This window comes from Bacillus sp. FSL R10-2780 (assembly GCF_038006125.1).
Taxonomy (GTDB): domain Bacteria; phylum Bacillota; class Bacilli; order Bacillales; family Bacillaceae_G; genus Bacillus_A; species Bacillus_A cereus_U.
On sequence record NZ_JBBOUQ010000001.1, the window covers coordinates 1,827,986 to 1,845,049 of the forward strand.

Sequence of the window (17,064 nt, forward strand, 5' to 3'; positions counted from 1 at the left end):
ACGTCAGCGATACCAGAAATGGACTTCGCCTTTGGTAGCAAGAATCCCACTGACGTTAGTCAGCTTGCCCCTTTAGGGGTGGGAGTGTCAATTATTCAATTAAATTCAAAGAAGATCGTTTAGTCAAACACACGTTACAGCCAAATGAAAGTAAATCCTTTACTTTACGTTCACTCATCGCCAATCCTTTACCAGGTGATTATTCGTTATTTGCACATAATCAAGACGGTTCTGAAGGTAGTATGAATCTTGAAGTACAACCACAATAGAACAAATTAAAAAGGCTATCCTCTTATCAAAAGGATAGCCTTTTTAATTTGTAAAACGAGAATTCCCTATTCTTTGAACAATGACATAATACATGGAATTATATCAACGATTTTTCAAATATATCTATCACAACTCTAAATATATCAACGATTCAACATAGAATACTGATTCACCGACAACGAAAAGTCTGTTCCAGAACGGAACAAACTTTATATTTCTTCATTACGACCGAAACGCCGCATCCGCCAGCATAGATAGCGTTGCATCATCCATCGGCGGATTGTGTAGTCCTGCTCTGACGTTTAAATAATAGCGATGAAGCGGATTTTTTTCTGATAAACTTTTCGCCCCTACGATGCGCATTGCTTTATCTACAATAGATATTGCCGCGTTCGTTACAACATATTTCGCAGCTGCTAGTTCGGCTTGCAATGATAATTTATCTTCTGCCTCATCGTATTTTTTCGCAATTTGATATAAAAAGACGCGAGCTTGCATAAGCTCAAGTTCTAATTCTCCAACTAATCTTCTAACATTCGGTAATAAACTAATAGAATGATTTAAACTATTTGGCTTGTATGATTCCGCAAACTGAACCGCATAATTTCTTGCCGATTGTGCGATTCCTAAATAACATGCTGGTATATGAAGTAACCAGCCAATCCCCTTAGCTTTAACCTTTGAACCCTTTATATCAGTGAAAAAGCGATCTGGTATCTCTACATTTTGTAAAACGAGATCATGGCTCGCAGTTCCTCGCATTGCGATACTATCCCACGTTTCTTCAATTGATACGCCTATCGTATTCTTTGGAATGACAAACTCTCCGATTTCTTCCTGGCCTTCAACACTTGCTGAAATGATAAAATAATCAAGTACTGGCGCCATTGTCGTAAACGTTTTTCTTCCATTTATAATCCACTTCTCACCTTTTTTGACAGCTAACGTCTCTGGTTTCCCGCCGCGCGTAGGACTACCTGTATTCGGCTCTGTCGCTGCTCGATTAAAAAGCGCACCATTACGCACTTCTTCACAAAACCAAGTGAACATTTCCTCATTCCAAGAGCGATTTTCAGCTAATTCCTTTACAATGCCCAGGTGCCATCCAATTGATAATGCGGTAGCACCGCAGCCTTCTGCTATTTTCTCTTGAAATAAAACGAAGTCATATAAAGAAATCGCATTGCCTCCCAATTCTTTTGGCAACGTTAATTTCGTATATCCGATATCTTTCAAATTATTAATATTTTCATACGGAAATGATCCTAATTCACTTAGTTGATGCTCCCTTTCCATGAACTTCGGAATCAATTTATTTATTTTCTCAATAACTAAAGATTGTTCTTCTGTTTCAACAAATGAGAGTGCCATACATAATCTCCTTTATGTTCGATTCATAAACCGTTCATTTTGTCATTATGATTATATGAAGTTACCTCTCTATTGTTTCACTATTCCGATAAAAATACAATGCTTTTGAACAATAAGAAAAGTTCCTATATGAAAGGATAGGTTCTTTTCTTATATTAATCCCCTTTCAATGCCTTTAATGGCAAAGAGGTTACATATCCAATATACGAGCATAATTCTTTAAAAAAGAAAGGGATTTCTGTATCTAACGTTTTATACGCTGACGTTGGAGTTGGTGATGCATACGCTTCAATTTTAAGATGTTTTGCAATTTTCATCGCACGTTTCATATGAAGTGGATCACTCACGATCGTATATGTGCGTATTCCATTCTCTATCCCAACTTGCTTTGCATTCTTTAAATTCTCCTCTGTGAAAAGAGATTTTGTTTCAATTAAAATATCCTCATCTTTTACACCATGTTTCAGTGCATACACTCTAGCAGTACGCGCTTCCTCAAGCTCTGCCTCAAACTTTGTACCACCTGTAAAAATAATCTTTTTAATATTACCGTTCTTATATAAAGAAATTGCATGATTAATTCTTTCTTTAAATACAGGAGATGGTTTTCCGTTCCATGAAGCTGCTCCCAGCACGATACCAGCATCTGTCTTCACATCATCATCTGTTTTAAAGCGATAACTCCAAATATCGTAAGCTGCATAACTTACATATAAAATAATAGAACAAATCATAAGCAAGAATACTTGCAAGATTCTTCTTTTCTTACTTTTCTTATTTTCTTTCATTTATAACTGCCTCCGTACATCATCCATACTTCTATATAAAAACGTATATATCAAATCATTTTGTTTGAATTTGTTTAAAAGAAGGAATTTTTCTTGTCATATATATTCATTAAAGGGTTTTCATTTAAAATTGAGGATTATCAATTCATTTTTCGTTTGCGGTTTCATTACATTTGTATAATTTATAAGTTTATTACCATACAACTACATTGTAACGAATTTTTTATCATAATGGAATGATGAAACAAAAGAAGTAACTGTTTTGTAAGAAAAAAGGTATATTTTTCATCTTGACGATCAATACACCTTTCTTAATATGAATTATCGTTTTTCTTTATACGACTCTAATTTTTCTAATAACCGTTCTTTTACAGCTGGCCATTCACTTGCAATAACACTGTATACAACTGCATCTCTAACATGTCCACTCGGTAATTTTCTTTCGTTTCTAAGTACACCCTCTTTTACTGCACCCAGTCTTTCAATTGCTCTTTGTGCTTTTTCATTTCGGGCATCCGTCTTAATTTGTACTCTCCGCATATGCAACTTTTCAAAAGCATATTGTAATAACATATACTTACATTCTGTATTCATACTCGTACGTTGTACACTCGGGTCATACCACGTTTTTCCTAACTCAACAGTCTTATCTTCAACTGAAATGTTATATAAGCGTGTACTTCCTACTATTTCATTCGTCTTTTGATCAACAACAACAAATGGCAAATCTTTACCTGCCCCATAAGCTTTTATCGCCTTTTGAACATATTGCTGCATATCTTGAACAGTATCCATTTTAAAGATTAAATACGCCCAAATTTCTTGATTTCCTTCCACGATTGAAAACATTTTTTCGACATCATTGCTATCCATTAACCGTAACTTTGCTCTTTTGTGAACAATTTCCATTTATTACCCCTCCTCTCTTGTAACTATATCATACTGCCTTAAATCGTTTTATGTTTATATAAAAATATAATATATCTTTAAAATAAAGGTTTATCCCAAATACCTCGTAAACTGTATTTTATGATAAATAAAAATGCGATGCCTTTTATTCAAGCATCGCACTCATAAATTGAATTGAAATTTACTTCTTTTCCATTACCGCAAAATAGTTATTTTCGCTATCTGCAAAATTAAATATTCTACCTGTAGGCATATTTACAATTTCTCCAACTGTAACATTTTTGTTTACTAAATCACTATATAAACGATCGAATTCTTTTGAGAAGAACATTAAAGAAGGTGTACCAAGATTTAACTCAGGCTGCATTTTAGCAATTAACTCTTTATTGTGGAGAATAATACTTGTTTCAGCTTCTTTAGTTGGAGCAATTTCAATCCATCGCATTCCTTGACCGTTATCTTCCTCTGAAATTACAATAAACCCTACTTTTTCTGTCCAAAATTTCTTCACTTCATCTTGGTTATTCACATACAACATAATTTGACCAACATTATTAATCATTTATTTTAACGCTCCTTTATAAACAATTTTTATTAAACTCCATACACTTAAACTTAATTATCACCGAAAATAAAGTTGCGGTACAAAAATCTATTTCAACGACTCCAATCGTTCGTTCAAACGATCCCAAGTTTCGGTGATACCTTGTAGCATGCCCATGTCCATAACGGTCTTGAGGGCCTCTTTGTTAACATATTCAGCACGGTTTATTAGCTTTGTCTTTCCACCTAAATCGATGAATTCCAATGTCATCTCGGTTGACGGCATAGAATCATTTACATTACCTTCAGCATCTGAAAAGTAATCGGTATAGACGATTTTCTCTGGCTCAATAATCTCTTTATAGACTCCTTTGCCCCATGATTCCATACCAAAGAATTGCCCCAGGTTCTGATCGACACACTTCATACAGTAGTGCCAAACGCCTCCCGGACGGAAGTCGACAGTACATGCCGGAATTTCCCAGCCTCTTGGCCCCCACCAATGTTTCAAATGCTCTGGTTCTTTAAACATACTGAATACTAAATCGCGCGGCGCATCGAAAACGCGCTCCAGTACTAATACCCGATCGTTCTCCACTCTTGATACCATTGTATTGTTTGACATGTTAATTCCTCCTTAAATATGAACTGATTTTATGACTTTTCCTTGTTTTGCAATTCCTTCAAATACTCATCTAAATTATCGAATCTCTCTTCCATCACACGCTTAAATGACTGTACCCAACAATCAAGCGCTTGGAAAGGTTCAGGTCGTAACTTATAAATCCGGCGATTAGCTTCAGCTTGCACTTCCACAATTCCAGTATCACTTAGCACCTTTAAGTGTTTCGAAGTTTGTGGCTGCCTTAATCCCAGATGATCGGCAATTTCCCCAACAGTTAGAGGACCGTCACGCAACAGTTCAACGATATTCATACGATTCGGTTCAGATAAGGCATTCAGCGTCGCCACGTTCACGCCCGAAATTTTCTCCGACATATCACTCACCTCGTTAAGTGATGGTCTCCGGTTATAACACATTAATATCATCACTAATATTATCGTCTTGTTGAATTGATTATATCCAAACGGGAATATTCCTGTCAAGGAATATTAAAAAACTAAATTCACACTAAATGTGACTTTCATTTTGAAATAAAGTAAAACTTTAATTCGTGTTTTTTATTTCTCTCCACTGATTATTATCTCGCACGAATTGCGATTTTACGATAAATAAAAAAGAAGTCATTTGAATCAAAATGACTTCTTTTCTGTTTGAATAAATATTAACTTTTATTAAACAGATCATAATTTTTCCATGCTCTATTACTTTATCCCTTTTAACCTCACTTAACCTAATTCAATTTCCCTCAACATCTCTTCCTTAGGACCAAACATACGAATTCCTTGTCGAATATACTCTTCCCATATAGGGTGTGAAAGCTCATCAATAATAGTTAATATCGTACCGATTAAATAAGAGAAATAAGAAGAAAATACAACATTTGGTTCTAATAACATTAGTTCTCCTTTTTTCTGACCATCGATTATTACTGAAGAAATACTCTCCTTTGATTCCTCCCAAAAAACGAGTATTTTACTCATTATTTGTGGAAATTGATCGTGATGAGCAATTACATATTGTACTAATCTTAAAGAACTACTTTATTGAATAAAAAATTTCATTTGTTCATATACCATCTTTGAAATTCTCTCTAATGGTGAACCATCGAATTCATGAACTAATAAGAATAGTTTTCTAAAATCTTCAAAAGGTGCTAATACTGCTGCTTCAAACAATTTCTCTTTACTTTCATAGTAATATGCTACACTACCAAAGCTTACTTCTGCCGCCTCTGCTATTTTAGACATAGTAGTCGGAAAATGGGGCAATCTGCTCTGTTAGGTTGATAGGCATATGGAGGTACCTATTCAAGGGAAAATCTGGATAAACCCCAATAAATACTATATACTAATAAACGGGAGGGGATAAAAATGCTAGATCAAATCACTTGGGGAACGCCAGCCAGCTTATTATGCTTAGGATTCTTTTTTGCAGGGTTAGGAATCTTCTTAAGAAGTATTACGTCATATACGAAAAATAAATAAAAGTTCAAAAAAACACAAAATTTTCGTTTAGAGGATACTTTAAAATCTTAGGTTGATGGGCTTGCAGATTGCCCCCAAAACAAAAAATTGTACATTTTCACCTGGAGATATAAATTTTCTCGTTTTGGGGTATTTGCTTTTCTTAGCTTGATAGCCATGTGGGAACACCCTGCTTTTAATAAAAAATAACAAACAAAAGAATCCTTCTTTTTACAGAAGGGTTCTTTTTTATAGCTTTATCTTTTTAAAATAATAATTTTCAATTCTACTTTATTTATATTTTTCCAGCTTTACCCTTTCATTACCTATACCTTTATAAAGTTAACATGATTTTGATGATACTTTTCCTTTTTTAAAGCAACAAATAAGCAATCGGCGTAATAATAAGCAACGTTAATATCGTTCTCTGTACATATAAAATAATAAGTTCAGATACTTTTAACGGAATATCTGTTGATAATATACAAGGGATTGATGCGGAGAAAAACAAAATAGATGATTGGGTAGGGACCAAAATGACTGCTCCGGAACTAGACCAACCTTGGCAAACACCTCAAGGAAAAACCGTAAATGGATACAGAAATACACATACGATTATCATAACTGGTGTAGATGATCACTTTATATACTATAATAATCCATTAGACGGTAAAAAGGATGTACCCACATCAAAATCTCGCTTTGAGTACAGTTATAACCAAATGGGTAAAAAGCTTTAAGTATCGATTAATAAAAAAGCCTATTTTGATCATATGATTCAAAATAAGCCTTTTTCTATTACCTCTCATAATCATCCACAATCACTTGAATCACACGATACGATTCTTCGGCTACTTTCTCATTACTATCCCTATTCGCATCATATGTAATTAAAGCCTTCCAAAGCGCCCATCCTCTCGCTCTATTCCACGTTTCTTCATCCATACTTAATACTTCTTTAAATACATTTCTACTATTTTCATCAAAAAACGTCCATGCCATCGCTGCATCACAGGCAGGATCTCCTACTCCTAAAATACCAAAATCAATTACGGCACAAAGCTTTCCATCTTTAACAAGTAAGTTACCCGGTGCAACATCTCCATGAACCCACACTGGTTTATGGTCCCATGTTGACCTAAGTGTTAAATCCCAAAGATGCTTTAATGATGTCTCATCAAAAACTTCCCTATTATTTGCAATGGCCACTCTCGCTTCTTCATCGTATACAGATATAAGCCCGCCTCGGTAAAAATTGTGTGCTCCAGCTATTGGCCCGTTACTCGCATCAATTGATTGTAACTCTATTAAAAATGAGCCTAAGTCCGCCGCAAATTCATCTAAGTCACGAACATTTTCTTTCGTAACAGTCTCCCCATCTATCCACTTATTAATAGACCAAGGCCATAGATACTCTTCAGATGGATTCCCTTTCGCAATTGGTGCAGAAATTGGTAAAGAAAGTTCCTTACTTAATATAGGAAGCCACTTGTTTTCTTTCTCTACTTGCGGTGCATATGCTGCAGCGCTTGGTAATCTGACACTCATCTGATCTCCTAAATGAAACGTTCTATTATCATGCCCGCTAAGCTTTACAGGCTTCACTTCTAAATGTGCCCATTCAGGCAACTGTTCCTGTATTAACTTCTCAACTAAACTTACGTTAATTGGATTCATTCACTTTCTCCTTTTCTTTTGAAATTTACTAAGCCCATCCGTACTATCGATATACTCAAAATCACATCGCTTATAAAAATCATTCAACAGTTGGTTATGCCCAACACAATCTAACTTCAAATACTCTTTATCACTTTGTACATTCTCTTCTACCCATTGTAAAATCCATTCTCCTATTCCATTCCCCTTATACTCCCGCTTCACCGCAAATCTATGAATATATAAAGAATCAGAAACTTCCTCTTTACCAAAAATACGTTCATCCCATTCATTTTGTTTAGGAGATACTGTAACCGTACCGACAATTTCATCTTCCTTCGTAACAACATACGTATATTTCTCGCTTATGCCTTCTAATATTTCAGCTGTAGCTTCTCCTCCTAAAAGATACTGCCATTGATTCACTTCTTTATGTTGTAGCCACTGTGCTACTTCTTTTAATAGAGTGATAATGCTATTACTTTCTTCTTCTGTAGCAATTCGAATTGTATATTCTTTAACTGTATTTCTCTCCATATTGCGTTCTCCTTTCATATTACTACCATACTGACAAACGCGTTCTACCGTCATTTTCATCTGTAACGTATTCAACGTAAAAACCTTGATTCAGTGCATTTTCATACATCAACTCAATCGCCTTTTGATTTTTCGCATAAATTTGTATGTAATCACCATCCGCCACTAGCACGACTACTTCGCACTTACTCTCTTTAAATTCTTCATATGTTTCGACCTCTTCTAATACTTCCCCTTTTGGATATGCTTTTAAATCTGCAAAAATGAGATAATATATGTTGTCTTTTATTAATTTTTTAAATTCTAATCCATTCATTATTTTTTTATCTTCCGAAAATAATTCTGAACCTAGGCCATCACGCACTATTAAATAAGATTCCTCATTTTCCACTCGCCAATCAAATACAGTAATATCCACTGGTTTTAACACTTTCCAAAGTAAATTGCTGTATTCATTTGGAATATCTACAAAAATGCCTCTTTTCATTTGTTTGCTCCTAGCTTATTTATTTTCATTTTCGTTCCATACATTATATACCAAATTCAACTACTATATTTTGTCGATACTCTTTGTAACTTGTATTTCATCGCAAAAAAACCGCCCCACTCACTACTAATGAAACGGTTTCCTTCTACTTGTATTTAAGTATTTCACTCAATTACTGCACTACGTTTTAAACTAATTTCTAATATATTCACCACATCAACCATTCATTTTTCATATTCACTTCGACTTCACAAAATAATATAAAAACCATACCGCATGATTTTGTTCATCTGCAGCGATTCTCCGTAACAAATCTTTCATAGATGCATCCGATGTTGCATCTGAAATTTCCAAATAAAAATCTACGGTCTTTTGCTCATCTTGTATAGCGAATTCTAATCCTTGTAAGTACGTATTCGGGCAGTCTTCAGTAATCTGTGGTTTCGGCTGCCTGCCAGTTAAGTTCGTATAGATTTGTACAAAATTTTGAAAATGCCTTATTTCATCATTACGAATTTCAAGAATTTGATTTCGTTCTGCCTCGTTTGGAGCCATGTTAGCTAATTTAGCATAGCAGCTTATAGCGCTATACTCTCCGTTTATAGCTTTTGCAATATCACTTATCAACTTATCATTCTGCCTATAACAATCATGATAATTCGAATTATACATCGTATCCCCTCCATAATTTCGCATAACATTCTATGCACTTTGAAATAGTAGGAGCATGTATACAAAAAAGAACCGCAAATACTAATTCTTCAATCACCTTTAAAATATTGAAAAAGCCTATCTATCGCTGCTTAATTTCCTTATCAATTCATAATGAATTCATCAAAAAAACGCTTCACTACAAGTGAAACGTTCTTTACCTTTTAAGCGCTTAATTCAGTTTTATGTTCCTTTATTGCACTACGCTTGAAAGCCGTTACTAAAATGATAACCATACTTATCACACCAATCCAAACGAGCACAGTAACAGGTGTACTCCAGCTTAACCCTTTTCCAAAGAAGAATATTTCTCTAAGTCCTTCGATCATAAATTTCATCGGTAACCAAGAGTAAATCCAGTCTTGATAAAATGGCGACATCATTTCAGGCGCTAGCGCCAATAGCGGTGCACCAAAGAAAAGTAACAGTGCAAATATACCTATTCCCTTTAATCCCATTAATGAAAGAACAGCCGAAATCATTAAGAAGAAACTACATGATGTAATGGATAAAAATAAAGCCGTATCCATGAAATTCGGGATATTTAATCCTACCATGCCATCCGCGATCCATGTTAGACCAAATCCAATTACAAGCGCCGCGATAGCTCCAGCTAATATTTGTTTTAGTTTTAATACAAAGTTTTCTTTTCTTGTACCTACCGGCATTTTGCTAATCGCAATAAAGATAATCGCTGCGCTAGCTAAACTTGCAATCCATAACGGTTGGAATAAAGAAATTGGCGAGTTACCGTTTGCACTATTTTTGCCAATTTCATTCACATTTGTTACTTTCTTTGTAATCGGTGTTACTAATTTCGAAACTTGATCCGTTGTTAAAGTAGTCCCTTTTGCTTTAAATCCTTCTAGTAACTGCGTACGAACGTTATTGTTCATATTATCAACTACGCCATTTAACATTTGCCCTGCCATAGTTGAAGCCGCCGTATTCATTCCTTGATTTATTAATATTTCTATCTCTGGCGAAGATGGCTGTGGTGTTCGTAGCGATGCTTGTTTTACGCTAAAGTCTTTCGGAATGACTAGTGCTGCGTAATACTCTTGATTATTTAAACCTGTTTGAACAGATTCCTTATTTTTTACTTCTACCCACTTTACCGCAGGTTCTTCATCTGATTTCGATGTTTTTTTAATAGTATCAACGATTGTTTGCCCCATATTCATTTTAGCTTGATTCGGAATTTCCACTCCTTGATCCTCATTTACAATTGCGATTGGCAAGTTTTTCGGCTTAGGTTGAACCGTTGGAAATAATGTTAATGAAAAAATAAAAACAACAAGTAGTGCAACAACTGGTGATAACAATAAAAGTTTATTTTTAAACATATTCTTTTATCCTCCTATAATTTGATTTATAATAACCAACAACGTGTTGTTTATTTATATTTTGAATTATATGTTTGAGTTAAATCTTATACAATAATCAAAAATCTTGAATGTGTCGGTTAAAAGACACTTTCTTTAAATGTGTTGGAAAAAATTAAGGAGGGACATGCTTTGCGTGATAGTAATTTAGATTTACGTGTTATTCGTACGAAAACTGCCATACGAAATGCATTGGTGGCGTTAATTGAGGAAAAAGGTTTTGACGCCATTACAGTGAAAGATATTACTACGAAAGCAAACATAAACCGTGGTACTTTTTATGAACACTATCAAGATAAATTTGATTTAATGACAAAATGCCAAGAAGAAATTATGTATGAGTTTTCTAGCATCGCCAAACAGAAATTTCCGGAAGTTATTGCTGACCTTGGATCAAATCCTTCTCCAACAACGCCGTTTGTACTTATCACTTCTATCCTTGAATTTCTAAATGAAAATAGTGATTTTATGAAAGCTGTACTAAGCACAAAAGGAGATTTATCTTTCCAAACAAAATTGAAAGACTTTATGTGGAAAACGCTATTTGAAGATACGAATGGTGCTCTCATTAATAAGGAGAATTTACTTGTCCCAAGCCAATACTTAGCTTCTTATATGGCATCTGCTCATATAGGTGTTATTCAACAATGGTTAAATAATGGACAAAAAGAAACACCGGAGGAAATTGCTCGTATTTTATCAACAATCGCAGTTCATGGACCCTTTTATGCAGCTGGCTTAAAAAAATAAGCTTGCCTGCATAGAAACATGATTTAATCAATCTGAACATCAACAAACTTCTAAATGAAATATATGGCTGAGTAGTTACTATTATTATTAATAACTTGAAATTTATGTTCCTATGAAAAAAGCTGTTGAAAGGAATCCTCTTCAACAGCTTCTCCATTATTAACGATATAAACGAACTGCACCTGCAGTATTATCATCTGCTTGTCCAACTACTTCAAATTTCAATCCAAACTTCGGTACTTTACGTCCTGCATCTGGGATTAAATCGTTCATATACAATTTAGAATCATCAAACTTCGTTACACCTGGTAACCCTTTGTAATCATATGTTCCGCGTGTTGGAGATACAACTTTCCATGCTGGCGTTTGGTTAAAGGAGAACGCAGCATCTGCGATTTGGTATCGTGTACTATTTTTAACAGTTGGTTTGCCGTTTAGCGTTCCAACAATTGCCTCTGGGTGAGAGTCAACAACCCCTAAGAAACCTTCGCCTGGATGCATACCAACCCAATTATCTGTAAAGCTAGAGTCTGCATACCATACAACAAGACCTGTATTATACGGTACACCACCGCTATATTTTAACGCTTGATCAGCACCAGCGTAGTTTCTCCACTCTAAATAATAGTTATGTTTCTTCTTATCAAAACCGTTTGCTGTAACGAAACCATTTAATTTTAATTTCGCTTCGCCTTCTGCATCATCAGAGAACACAACATTTCCATCTACAGTTAATGTAGCGTTATCAAGAGTAAAACCGTTCGGTGCTAAACCACCATCTGTAATGTATTCGAATACCAGTTTTATTTTTTGTCCTTTAAATTGGCTTAAGTCATATGACTTATCTACCCATTTACCATCCGTTGTGTCTAGACCATTTTTCACATTCTTTTCGCCAATTCGATCCACTAACGTTTTCTTATCATCCTCTGTCACTGCATGTACTTCAAGGAAGTCATAATCTGTTTCAATTTCATACAATGATTTGTAATCAAACTTCGCCATTGTTGCATTTGTTAAATCAAACACTGGCGTTTCTATTGTTGTATGAAGATTATCACCTTTTGTACTATAGTAATATTTCTTACCGAATGCAGGCTGAATACCTTTTACATCTTTATCTGGTAAGTTAACGCGAATCAGACCAGGACGAGCTGATTTCGTTACACTTTGATCTAAGTACGTCGCAAGACCTATACCGCGATTTAATTTATCATAGTCAATCTCTACAATATTTGCCCAGTTTCCACCCATGTTCTTTTGAAAGAACTCTTTGTTTTGCGGAGAGAAACTCGGTGGCGTTGAACCTGCAATTTTACCAGCCCAGCTGCCGCCGCTCATAACAGACCAAGAATTAATTGGCTCACCTGATCCTGAGTACTTCGTATCATACTCATCTGGAAGACCTAAATCATGACCAAATTCATGTGCGAATACACCAACTGCTCCGTCTTCTGGCTCAATTGTGTAATCGTATGCTGCCATTTTTCCGCCCCAGTTATCAACTTTTGCTTTTGTTCCTTCAATTGGATATGGTGTTCCAAGGTTCCAGCGATGTGACCAAATTGCATCATCACCTAGTCTACCGCCGCCTCCATCTTGCCCAACTCCAGCGTGAATAACCATTAAGTGATCGATAAGACCATCTGATTCGTTTTTATTGCCATCACCATTATTGTCATATTGATCGTATTGGTCAAATTCTGATAAATCAATACCACTTTCTACAGCTGCATTTAATGCCTCTTTTACAAAATCACGAGGTCCTTTTGGTCCTTTATTATCATGACCGCCATCTCCTGCATCTGCACCATAATCCGCTGCTGTACCTGGAACTGTCAACCACTTTGTTACTGTCCCATCGACTGTATAACTACCACCAGATTGCTCTTCATAATATTGTTTAAATGTTGGGACTTTTGAACCATCAAAGAGTGTAAACGGCTCATTACCAAATAACATTTTTTGATAATGTTCTGGATTAAAATCATTTGAATACATATAACCTGGTACTTGATCAATATTGTTATGCTTAAAGTCAGCAAACTCTACTAGCAATACAAGAACTTTATCTTTACGAACATCACCGTTATATTGTTTTTGCTTCGCTGAAGTAGTTGGTACTTTGCCGTTTAATCCCCCTTTAACCGGCTCTTGTCCAGCTACCGGGCCACTAATAGGTTGATTTGCTTTTTCTTTCTCATCTGCTTTTGCATCTTTAACCTTTTTCAAAAAATCAGAAGCTTCTCTCGTAACACTATCCCCCGCTGCTGGTTCTTTTCCAGCATTTTCGCCTTTTTTCTTCTCTACGTATTTTTCAACAGCTTTTAATGTGTCTTCTTTCGACGTAGATTCACTAATTACACCGCGTTTCTTGAGCGCATCTGCTAAACGCTCCTCTGGAATTAAATTTTCATCAATTGGACTTAAAGCTCCTACACTAGACGGCGTTGCCGCATAAACAGATTGACTACCAAATCCAAATGTGCAACTAAGCACAGCTGTCGCCGCAAGCGTAGACAGCACTTTAAAAGGCTTTTTCTTCATCCCCATTCCTCCCCAATATTAAATACGTTACAACGTTTATATAATAAAGAATATTCTAATAATTTGCAATATACTGTCTTAATTTGTAATATTTTTGAAAATATTCTTTGTTTTAGATTGGTGTACATTCTGATTCATCGATATTTATGGTTGCTTCTTGCATGTGAATTAGAATCGTGGCATGTATGTTTTCTTCTACGACAAGGACATCCAAAGAAATCCAATCCATATGCTCATTTTTATTTTGATCTTCAGTTTCAGGTGATAGCAGTTGACTTAAAATCATAAAGAAATCGTCCACTATATTTAGTGGACGATTTCTTTATTTATCTAAAATACAACTACAGTATCTCAATATACCCTTCTGTTCCATGTACCCGAATTCGTTGCCCGTCTTTTATTAGTTTTGTAGCATTCTCTACCCCGACGACTGCTGGTAATCCATATTCACGTGCAATAACTGCTCCATGTGTCATCAGTCCGCCAACTTCGGTGACTAACCCTTTTATAGACACAAATAACGGTGTCCATCCAGGGTCAGTAAATGCGGTAACTAATATATCTCCATCTTCTAAATTCGCATCTTCCATGTTTAAAATAACGCGAGCTCTCCCCTCTATAACTCCTGAAGAAACAGGTAGACCTACAATTGCCTCGGCAGGGAGATTTTCTCGTTTGTACTTACCTGTAATGATTTCTCCATCAGACGTAATAACACGTGGAGGTGTTAGTTTTTCATATAATTTGAACTCATTTTTTCGATTATTGATGACTTTGTAATCTAGTTTATTTGTACAAACAACTTCGTGAAGCTCTTCAAAAGTTAGATAGTATATATCTTCTATTTCATGAATAACACTATTTTGCACGAGTTGCTCGGCTTCTTTTAATATTGCCTGCTTATATATGAAATAGCGATTAATCATGCCGTACTTTGGATATTCACGATAACCGATAAAATTCCGGATGTTACTAATCATTCGCTTCGTCTCTTCTATTTTTTGTTTACCATCCGGCAAGTGCTGCAATCGCTCTAATAACTCTTCTTCTTTTTTCAAAGCTTCCTGCAGCCCTGCTTCAAATTTCCGTTTACTAGCACCAGTTTCAAAATCTCTTATGTTATTTAAAATCATAGGGATAATTGTAGTTGGCTTTTCACTCCAGCGCGTTTTTGTGATATCGATTTCTCCGCTACATCTCATTCCGTATTTATTCAGAAAAGCATAGATTGCATCTTTTGCTTTATCCCCGCCTTCAAACTTAACTAGCTCATCTAAAAAACTGTCATCTTCTATATGCTGTAAATACGCAATGACTTCTGGATATGGCCGAATCACATCTGCAACATCGAGTAATGCTAGACCCATTTCCGACGTAATATTGTTTTGTACAGATTGTGAAAGTGTGTCTGCTACGTTTTTTTCACCTAGCCATTGCTCCATCTTTTCATTGATCCATGATGAAGCATTCATACCTGCCATAAGGACAGCCATACTTTGCGGGTGAAATAATATTTTCTTTAATTGCTGGATATCTTCTAAAATAAAATCAATTACATCCAGCCCTGATTTCGTTTGAATGTTTTGTTTTAACTCTTCGATCGATGCTTGACTATTCTTTATTAAATCCATAACGATTGCCGGATCGCTTTCGATTTGTGGTTGTGAACTTGCAGGTGGCATACTTTTACCAAGACTCTTTTCTTTTTCATCATCCGGTAACAATTTGATAAAATTATCTCGCTCTATTACAGTCGTTAATGCATCTTTAATAAGCGGCTCCGAGTTCCCTATTGTATTTAATAAAAGTTCTCTACTAGCAGGCGACGCCAATCTTTGTGCAACATCAACAAACAGCCTTCCTCCAGCTTGAAACCTCGGTCCAAAGGATGTTAACTGGAATAAAGACATTCCTAACGGCTTCAAAGGATCGGTCATCATTTGTTGGTGACCAACCGATACATACACATGATTTTCCTGATCATTTGCTTCTGGAATTGGATATAAAGTCGTGATTGGCCTGCTTTGAACAATATAAAATGTGTCATTAACTAAACACCATTCAATATCTTGTGGGCAGCCAAAATAAGCTTCGATCTGTCTTCCAATCTGTGCTAGTTGTAATATTTGTTGTTCCGTAAGCGTTTGAATCTTTTGCTGAGCGAGATTGATTTGTTTCGTCTCTGTTCCGCCCTCTTTTAAGGCATAGATAGCCAATTTTTTAGTTGCGATCATCTTCTCGGCGATTTCGCCTTCTTTTACTTTATAATTATCGGCAGAAACCAGTCCTGATACTAATGCCTCGCCAAGTCCAAAACTGGCATCGATCGATAACACCTTTCGGTTACAAGTAATCGGGTCAGCAGTAAATAAAATTCCCGAAGCCTGCGGGAAAACCATTCTTTGAACGACAACACATATAGAAACTTGGCTATGTTCAAAACCATTTTGCATGCGGTAAATGACTGCTCGATCTGTAAATAAAGAAGCCCAGCACTTTCTTACATGCTGCAAGATCGCTTCTTTTCCGATGATATTTAAATACGTATCTTGTTGACCAGCAAATGAGGCATATGGTAAATCTTCAGCAGTAGCGCTAGAACGCACTGCATAAGCATGTTCATTTCCAAAACGAGAGAGATAATGAGCCACCGCTTCCACTACATCAGAAGGGATTTCTACTTCCATAATGGTTTCTCTAATCTTCTTACTGATTTCAGCAATTTGAGCCCGGTCTTCAATTTTTAACATTGCTAATTGACTCAACAAAGCTTGAAACGCTTCATTTTGTTCGATGGCTTTTTCATACCCTATCGTTGTAACACAAAACCCTTCTGGCACTTGTATCCCTTGAATATTTGATAATTCCCCTAAATTCAATCCTTTTCCGCCAACGAGCGAAAGCTGTGTTTTTTCTATTTCCTGAAAATCGAGAACGAAAGAACTCATTCGGCACCTCTCCTTACTGTTCATGTGCTATTGATTGTAGCAGTAGTAAATGAGAATAAACAGTCTATTTTGAA

General features: G+C 35.7%; 18 protein-coding genes and 2 pseudogenes. 3 read left to right on the top strand and 17 right to left on the bottom strand.

All coding sequences use genetic code 11. The annotated features are described in order from the left end of the window. Positions 1-83: 83 nt before the first annotated feature. Positions 84-269 (top strand): annotated as a pseudogene (locus NSQ47_RS28215) (hypothetical protein); the annotation flags it as partial. 223 nt (positions 270-492) lie between these two features. On the opposite strand, the gene NSQ47_RS09535 reads toward NSQ47_RS28215, so the two are convergent. The 9 genes and pseudogenes from NSQ47_RS09535 to NSQ47_RS09575 form a co-directional block, all read right to left on the bottom strand. Beyond that, the gene (locus NSQ47_RS09535; protein WP_078181189.1) at positions 493-1,641 is read right to left on the bottom strand and encodes an acyl-CoA dehydrogenase family protein; all 1,149 of its coding nucleotides are present in this window, start codon (positions 1,639-1,641) and stop codon (positions 493-495) included. Positions 1,642-1,796: 155 nt separating this feature from the next. Continuing rightward, on the bottom strand, positions 1,797-2,429 hold the full coding sequence (locus tag NSQ47_RS09540; RefSeq protein ID WP_088078866.1) for a YdcF family protein: 633 nt from the start codon (positions 2,427-2,429) through the stop codon (positions 1,797-1,799). 321 nt (positions 2,430-2,750) lie between these two features. Further along, entirely contained in the window at positions 2,751-3,338 is a 588-nt protein-coding gene (locus NSQ47_RS09545; protein WP_341036693.1) for a GNAT family N-acetyltransferase, read from the bottom strand. A 181-nt stretch (positions 3,339-3,519) separates the two neighbouring features. Then, on the bottom strand, positions 3,520-3,900 hold the full coding sequence (locus NSQ47_RS09550; RefSeq protein ID WP_105587238.1) for a VOC family protein: 381 nt from the start codon (positions 3,898-3,900) through the stop codon (positions 3,520-3,522). A gap of 90 nt (positions 3,901-3,990) precedes the next feature. Beyond that, positions 3,991-4,506 carry an SRPBCC domain-containing protein gene (locus tag NSQ47_RS09555; RefSeq protein WP_002161254.1) on the bottom strand — a complete coding sequence of 172 codons (516 nt, stop codon included), beginning with the start codon at positions 4,504-4,506 and terminating at the stop codon, positions 3,991-3,993. Between the two features lie 29 nt (positions 4,507-4,535). After that, a complete protein-coding gene (locus NSQ47_RS09560; RefSeq protein WP_340824604.1) occupies positions 4,536-4,880 on the bottom strand; it encodes an ArsR/SmtB family transcription factor in 345 nt (114 codons plus the stop codon). A 351-nt stretch (positions 4,881-5,231) separates the two neighbouring features. Beyond that, complete coding sequence (locus NSQ47_RS09565; protein WP_002161252.1) at positions 5,232-5,402, bottom strand: hypothetical protein; 171 nt, start codon at positions 5,400-5,402, stop codon at positions 5,232-5,234. Between the two features lie 144 nt (positions 5,403-5,546). Further along, the gene (locus NSQ47_RS09570; protein WP_235712888.1) at positions 5,547-5,774 is read right to left on the bottom strand and encodes a TetR/AcrR family transcriptional regulator; all 228 of its coding nucleotides are present in this window, start codon (positions 5,772-5,774) and stop codon (positions 5,547-5,549) included. Positions 5,775-6,342: 568 nt separating this feature from the next. Then, positions 6,343-6,510 (bottom strand): annotated as a pseudogene (locus NSQ47_RS09575) (YjiH family protein); the annotation flags it as partial. Between NSQ47_RS09575 and NSQ47_RS09580 the strand changes: the two are divergent. Further along, positions 6,506-6,709 (top strand): hypothetical protein, encoded by a 204-nt coding sequence (locus NSQ47_RS09580; RefSeq protein WP_340824607.1) that lies wholly within the window; start codon positions 6,506-6,508, stop codon positions 6,707-6,709. The pseudogene NSQ47_RS09575 and the gene NSQ47_RS09580 overlap by 5 nt on opposite strands. Positions 6,710-6,767: 58 nt before the next feature. Here the strand turns inward: NSQ47_RS09580 and NSQ47_RS09585 are convergent, their stop codons facing one another. The 5 genes from NSQ47_RS09585 to NSQ47_RS09605 all read right to left on the bottom strand — a co-directional run bounded on the left by NSQ47_RS09585 (position 6,768) and on the right by NSQ47_RS09605 (position 10,706). Then, the gene (locus tag NSQ47_RS09585) at positions 6,768-7,646 is read right to left on the bottom strand and encodes an aminoglycoside phosphotransferase family protein (protein ID WP_341036695.1); all 879 of its coding nucleotides are present in this window, start codon (positions 7,644-7,646) and stop codon (positions 6,768-6,770) included. After that, positions 7,647-8,162: a GNAT family N-acetyltransferase gene (locus NSQ47_RS09590; RefSeq protein WP_341036697.1), complete on the bottom strand. Its 516-nt coding sequence runs from the start codon at positions 8,160-8,162 to the stop codon at positions 7,647-7,649. It abuts the gene before it with no gap. Positions 8,163-8,184: 22 nt separating this feature from the next. Further along, entirely contained in the window at positions 8,185-8,649 is a 465-nt protein-coding gene (locus NSQ47_RS09595) for a DUF2691 family protein (RefSeq protein ID WP_340824613.1), read from the bottom strand. A gap of 237 nt (positions 8,650-8,886) precedes the next feature. Then, a complete protein-coding gene (locus NSQ47_RS09600) occupies positions 8,887-9,321 on the bottom strand; it encodes a ferritin-like domain-containing protein (protein ID WP_341036699.1) in 435 nt (144 codons plus the stop codon). 203 nt (positions 9,322-9,524) lie between these two features. Then, on the bottom strand, positions 9,525-10,706 hold the full coding sequence (locus tag NSQ47_RS09605; protein WP_341036700.1) for a YhgE/Pip domain-containing protein: 1,182 nt from the start codon (positions 10,704-10,706) through the stop codon (positions 9,525-9,527). A 171-nt stretch (positions 10,707-10,877) separates the two neighbouring features. Between NSQ47_RS09605 and NSQ47_RS09610 the strand changes: the two genes are divergently transcribed. Then, on the top strand, positions 10,878-11,495 hold the full coding sequence (locus NSQ47_RS09610) for a TetR/AcrR family transcriptional regulator (protein ID WP_341036702.1): 618 nt from the start codon (positions 10,878-10,880) through the stop codon (positions 11,493-11,495). Positions 11,496-11,654: 159 nt separating this feature from the next. Here NSQ47_RS09610 and NSQ47_RS09615 read toward each other — a convergent pair whose 3' ends face one another. From NSQ47_RS09615 to ppsA, 3 genes are all read right to left on the bottom strand, one after another. Continuing rightward, positions 11,655-14,042, bottom strand: coding sequence for an immune inhibitor A domain-containing protein (locus NSQ47_RS09615; RefSeq protein WP_341036706.1), 2,388 nt, complete (start codon positions 14,040-14,042; stop codon positions 11,655-11,657). Between the two features lie 112 nt (positions 14,043-14,154). Beyond that, positions 14,155-14,328: a hypothetical protein gene (locus tag NSQ47_RS09620; protein WP_157263604.1), complete on the bottom strand. Its 174-nt coding sequence runs from the start codon at positions 14,326-14,328 to the stop codon at positions 14,155-14,157. Positions 14,329-14,383: 55 nt separating this feature from the next. Next, the gene (gene ppsA / locus NSQ47_RS09625; protein WP_341036709.1) at positions 14,384-16,990 is read right to left on the bottom strand and encodes a phosphoenolpyruvate synthase; all 2,607 of its coding nucleotides are present in this window, start codon (positions 16,988-16,990) and stop codon (positions 14,384-14,386) included. Between the last annotated feature and the right edge of the window lie 74 nt (positions 16,991-17,064).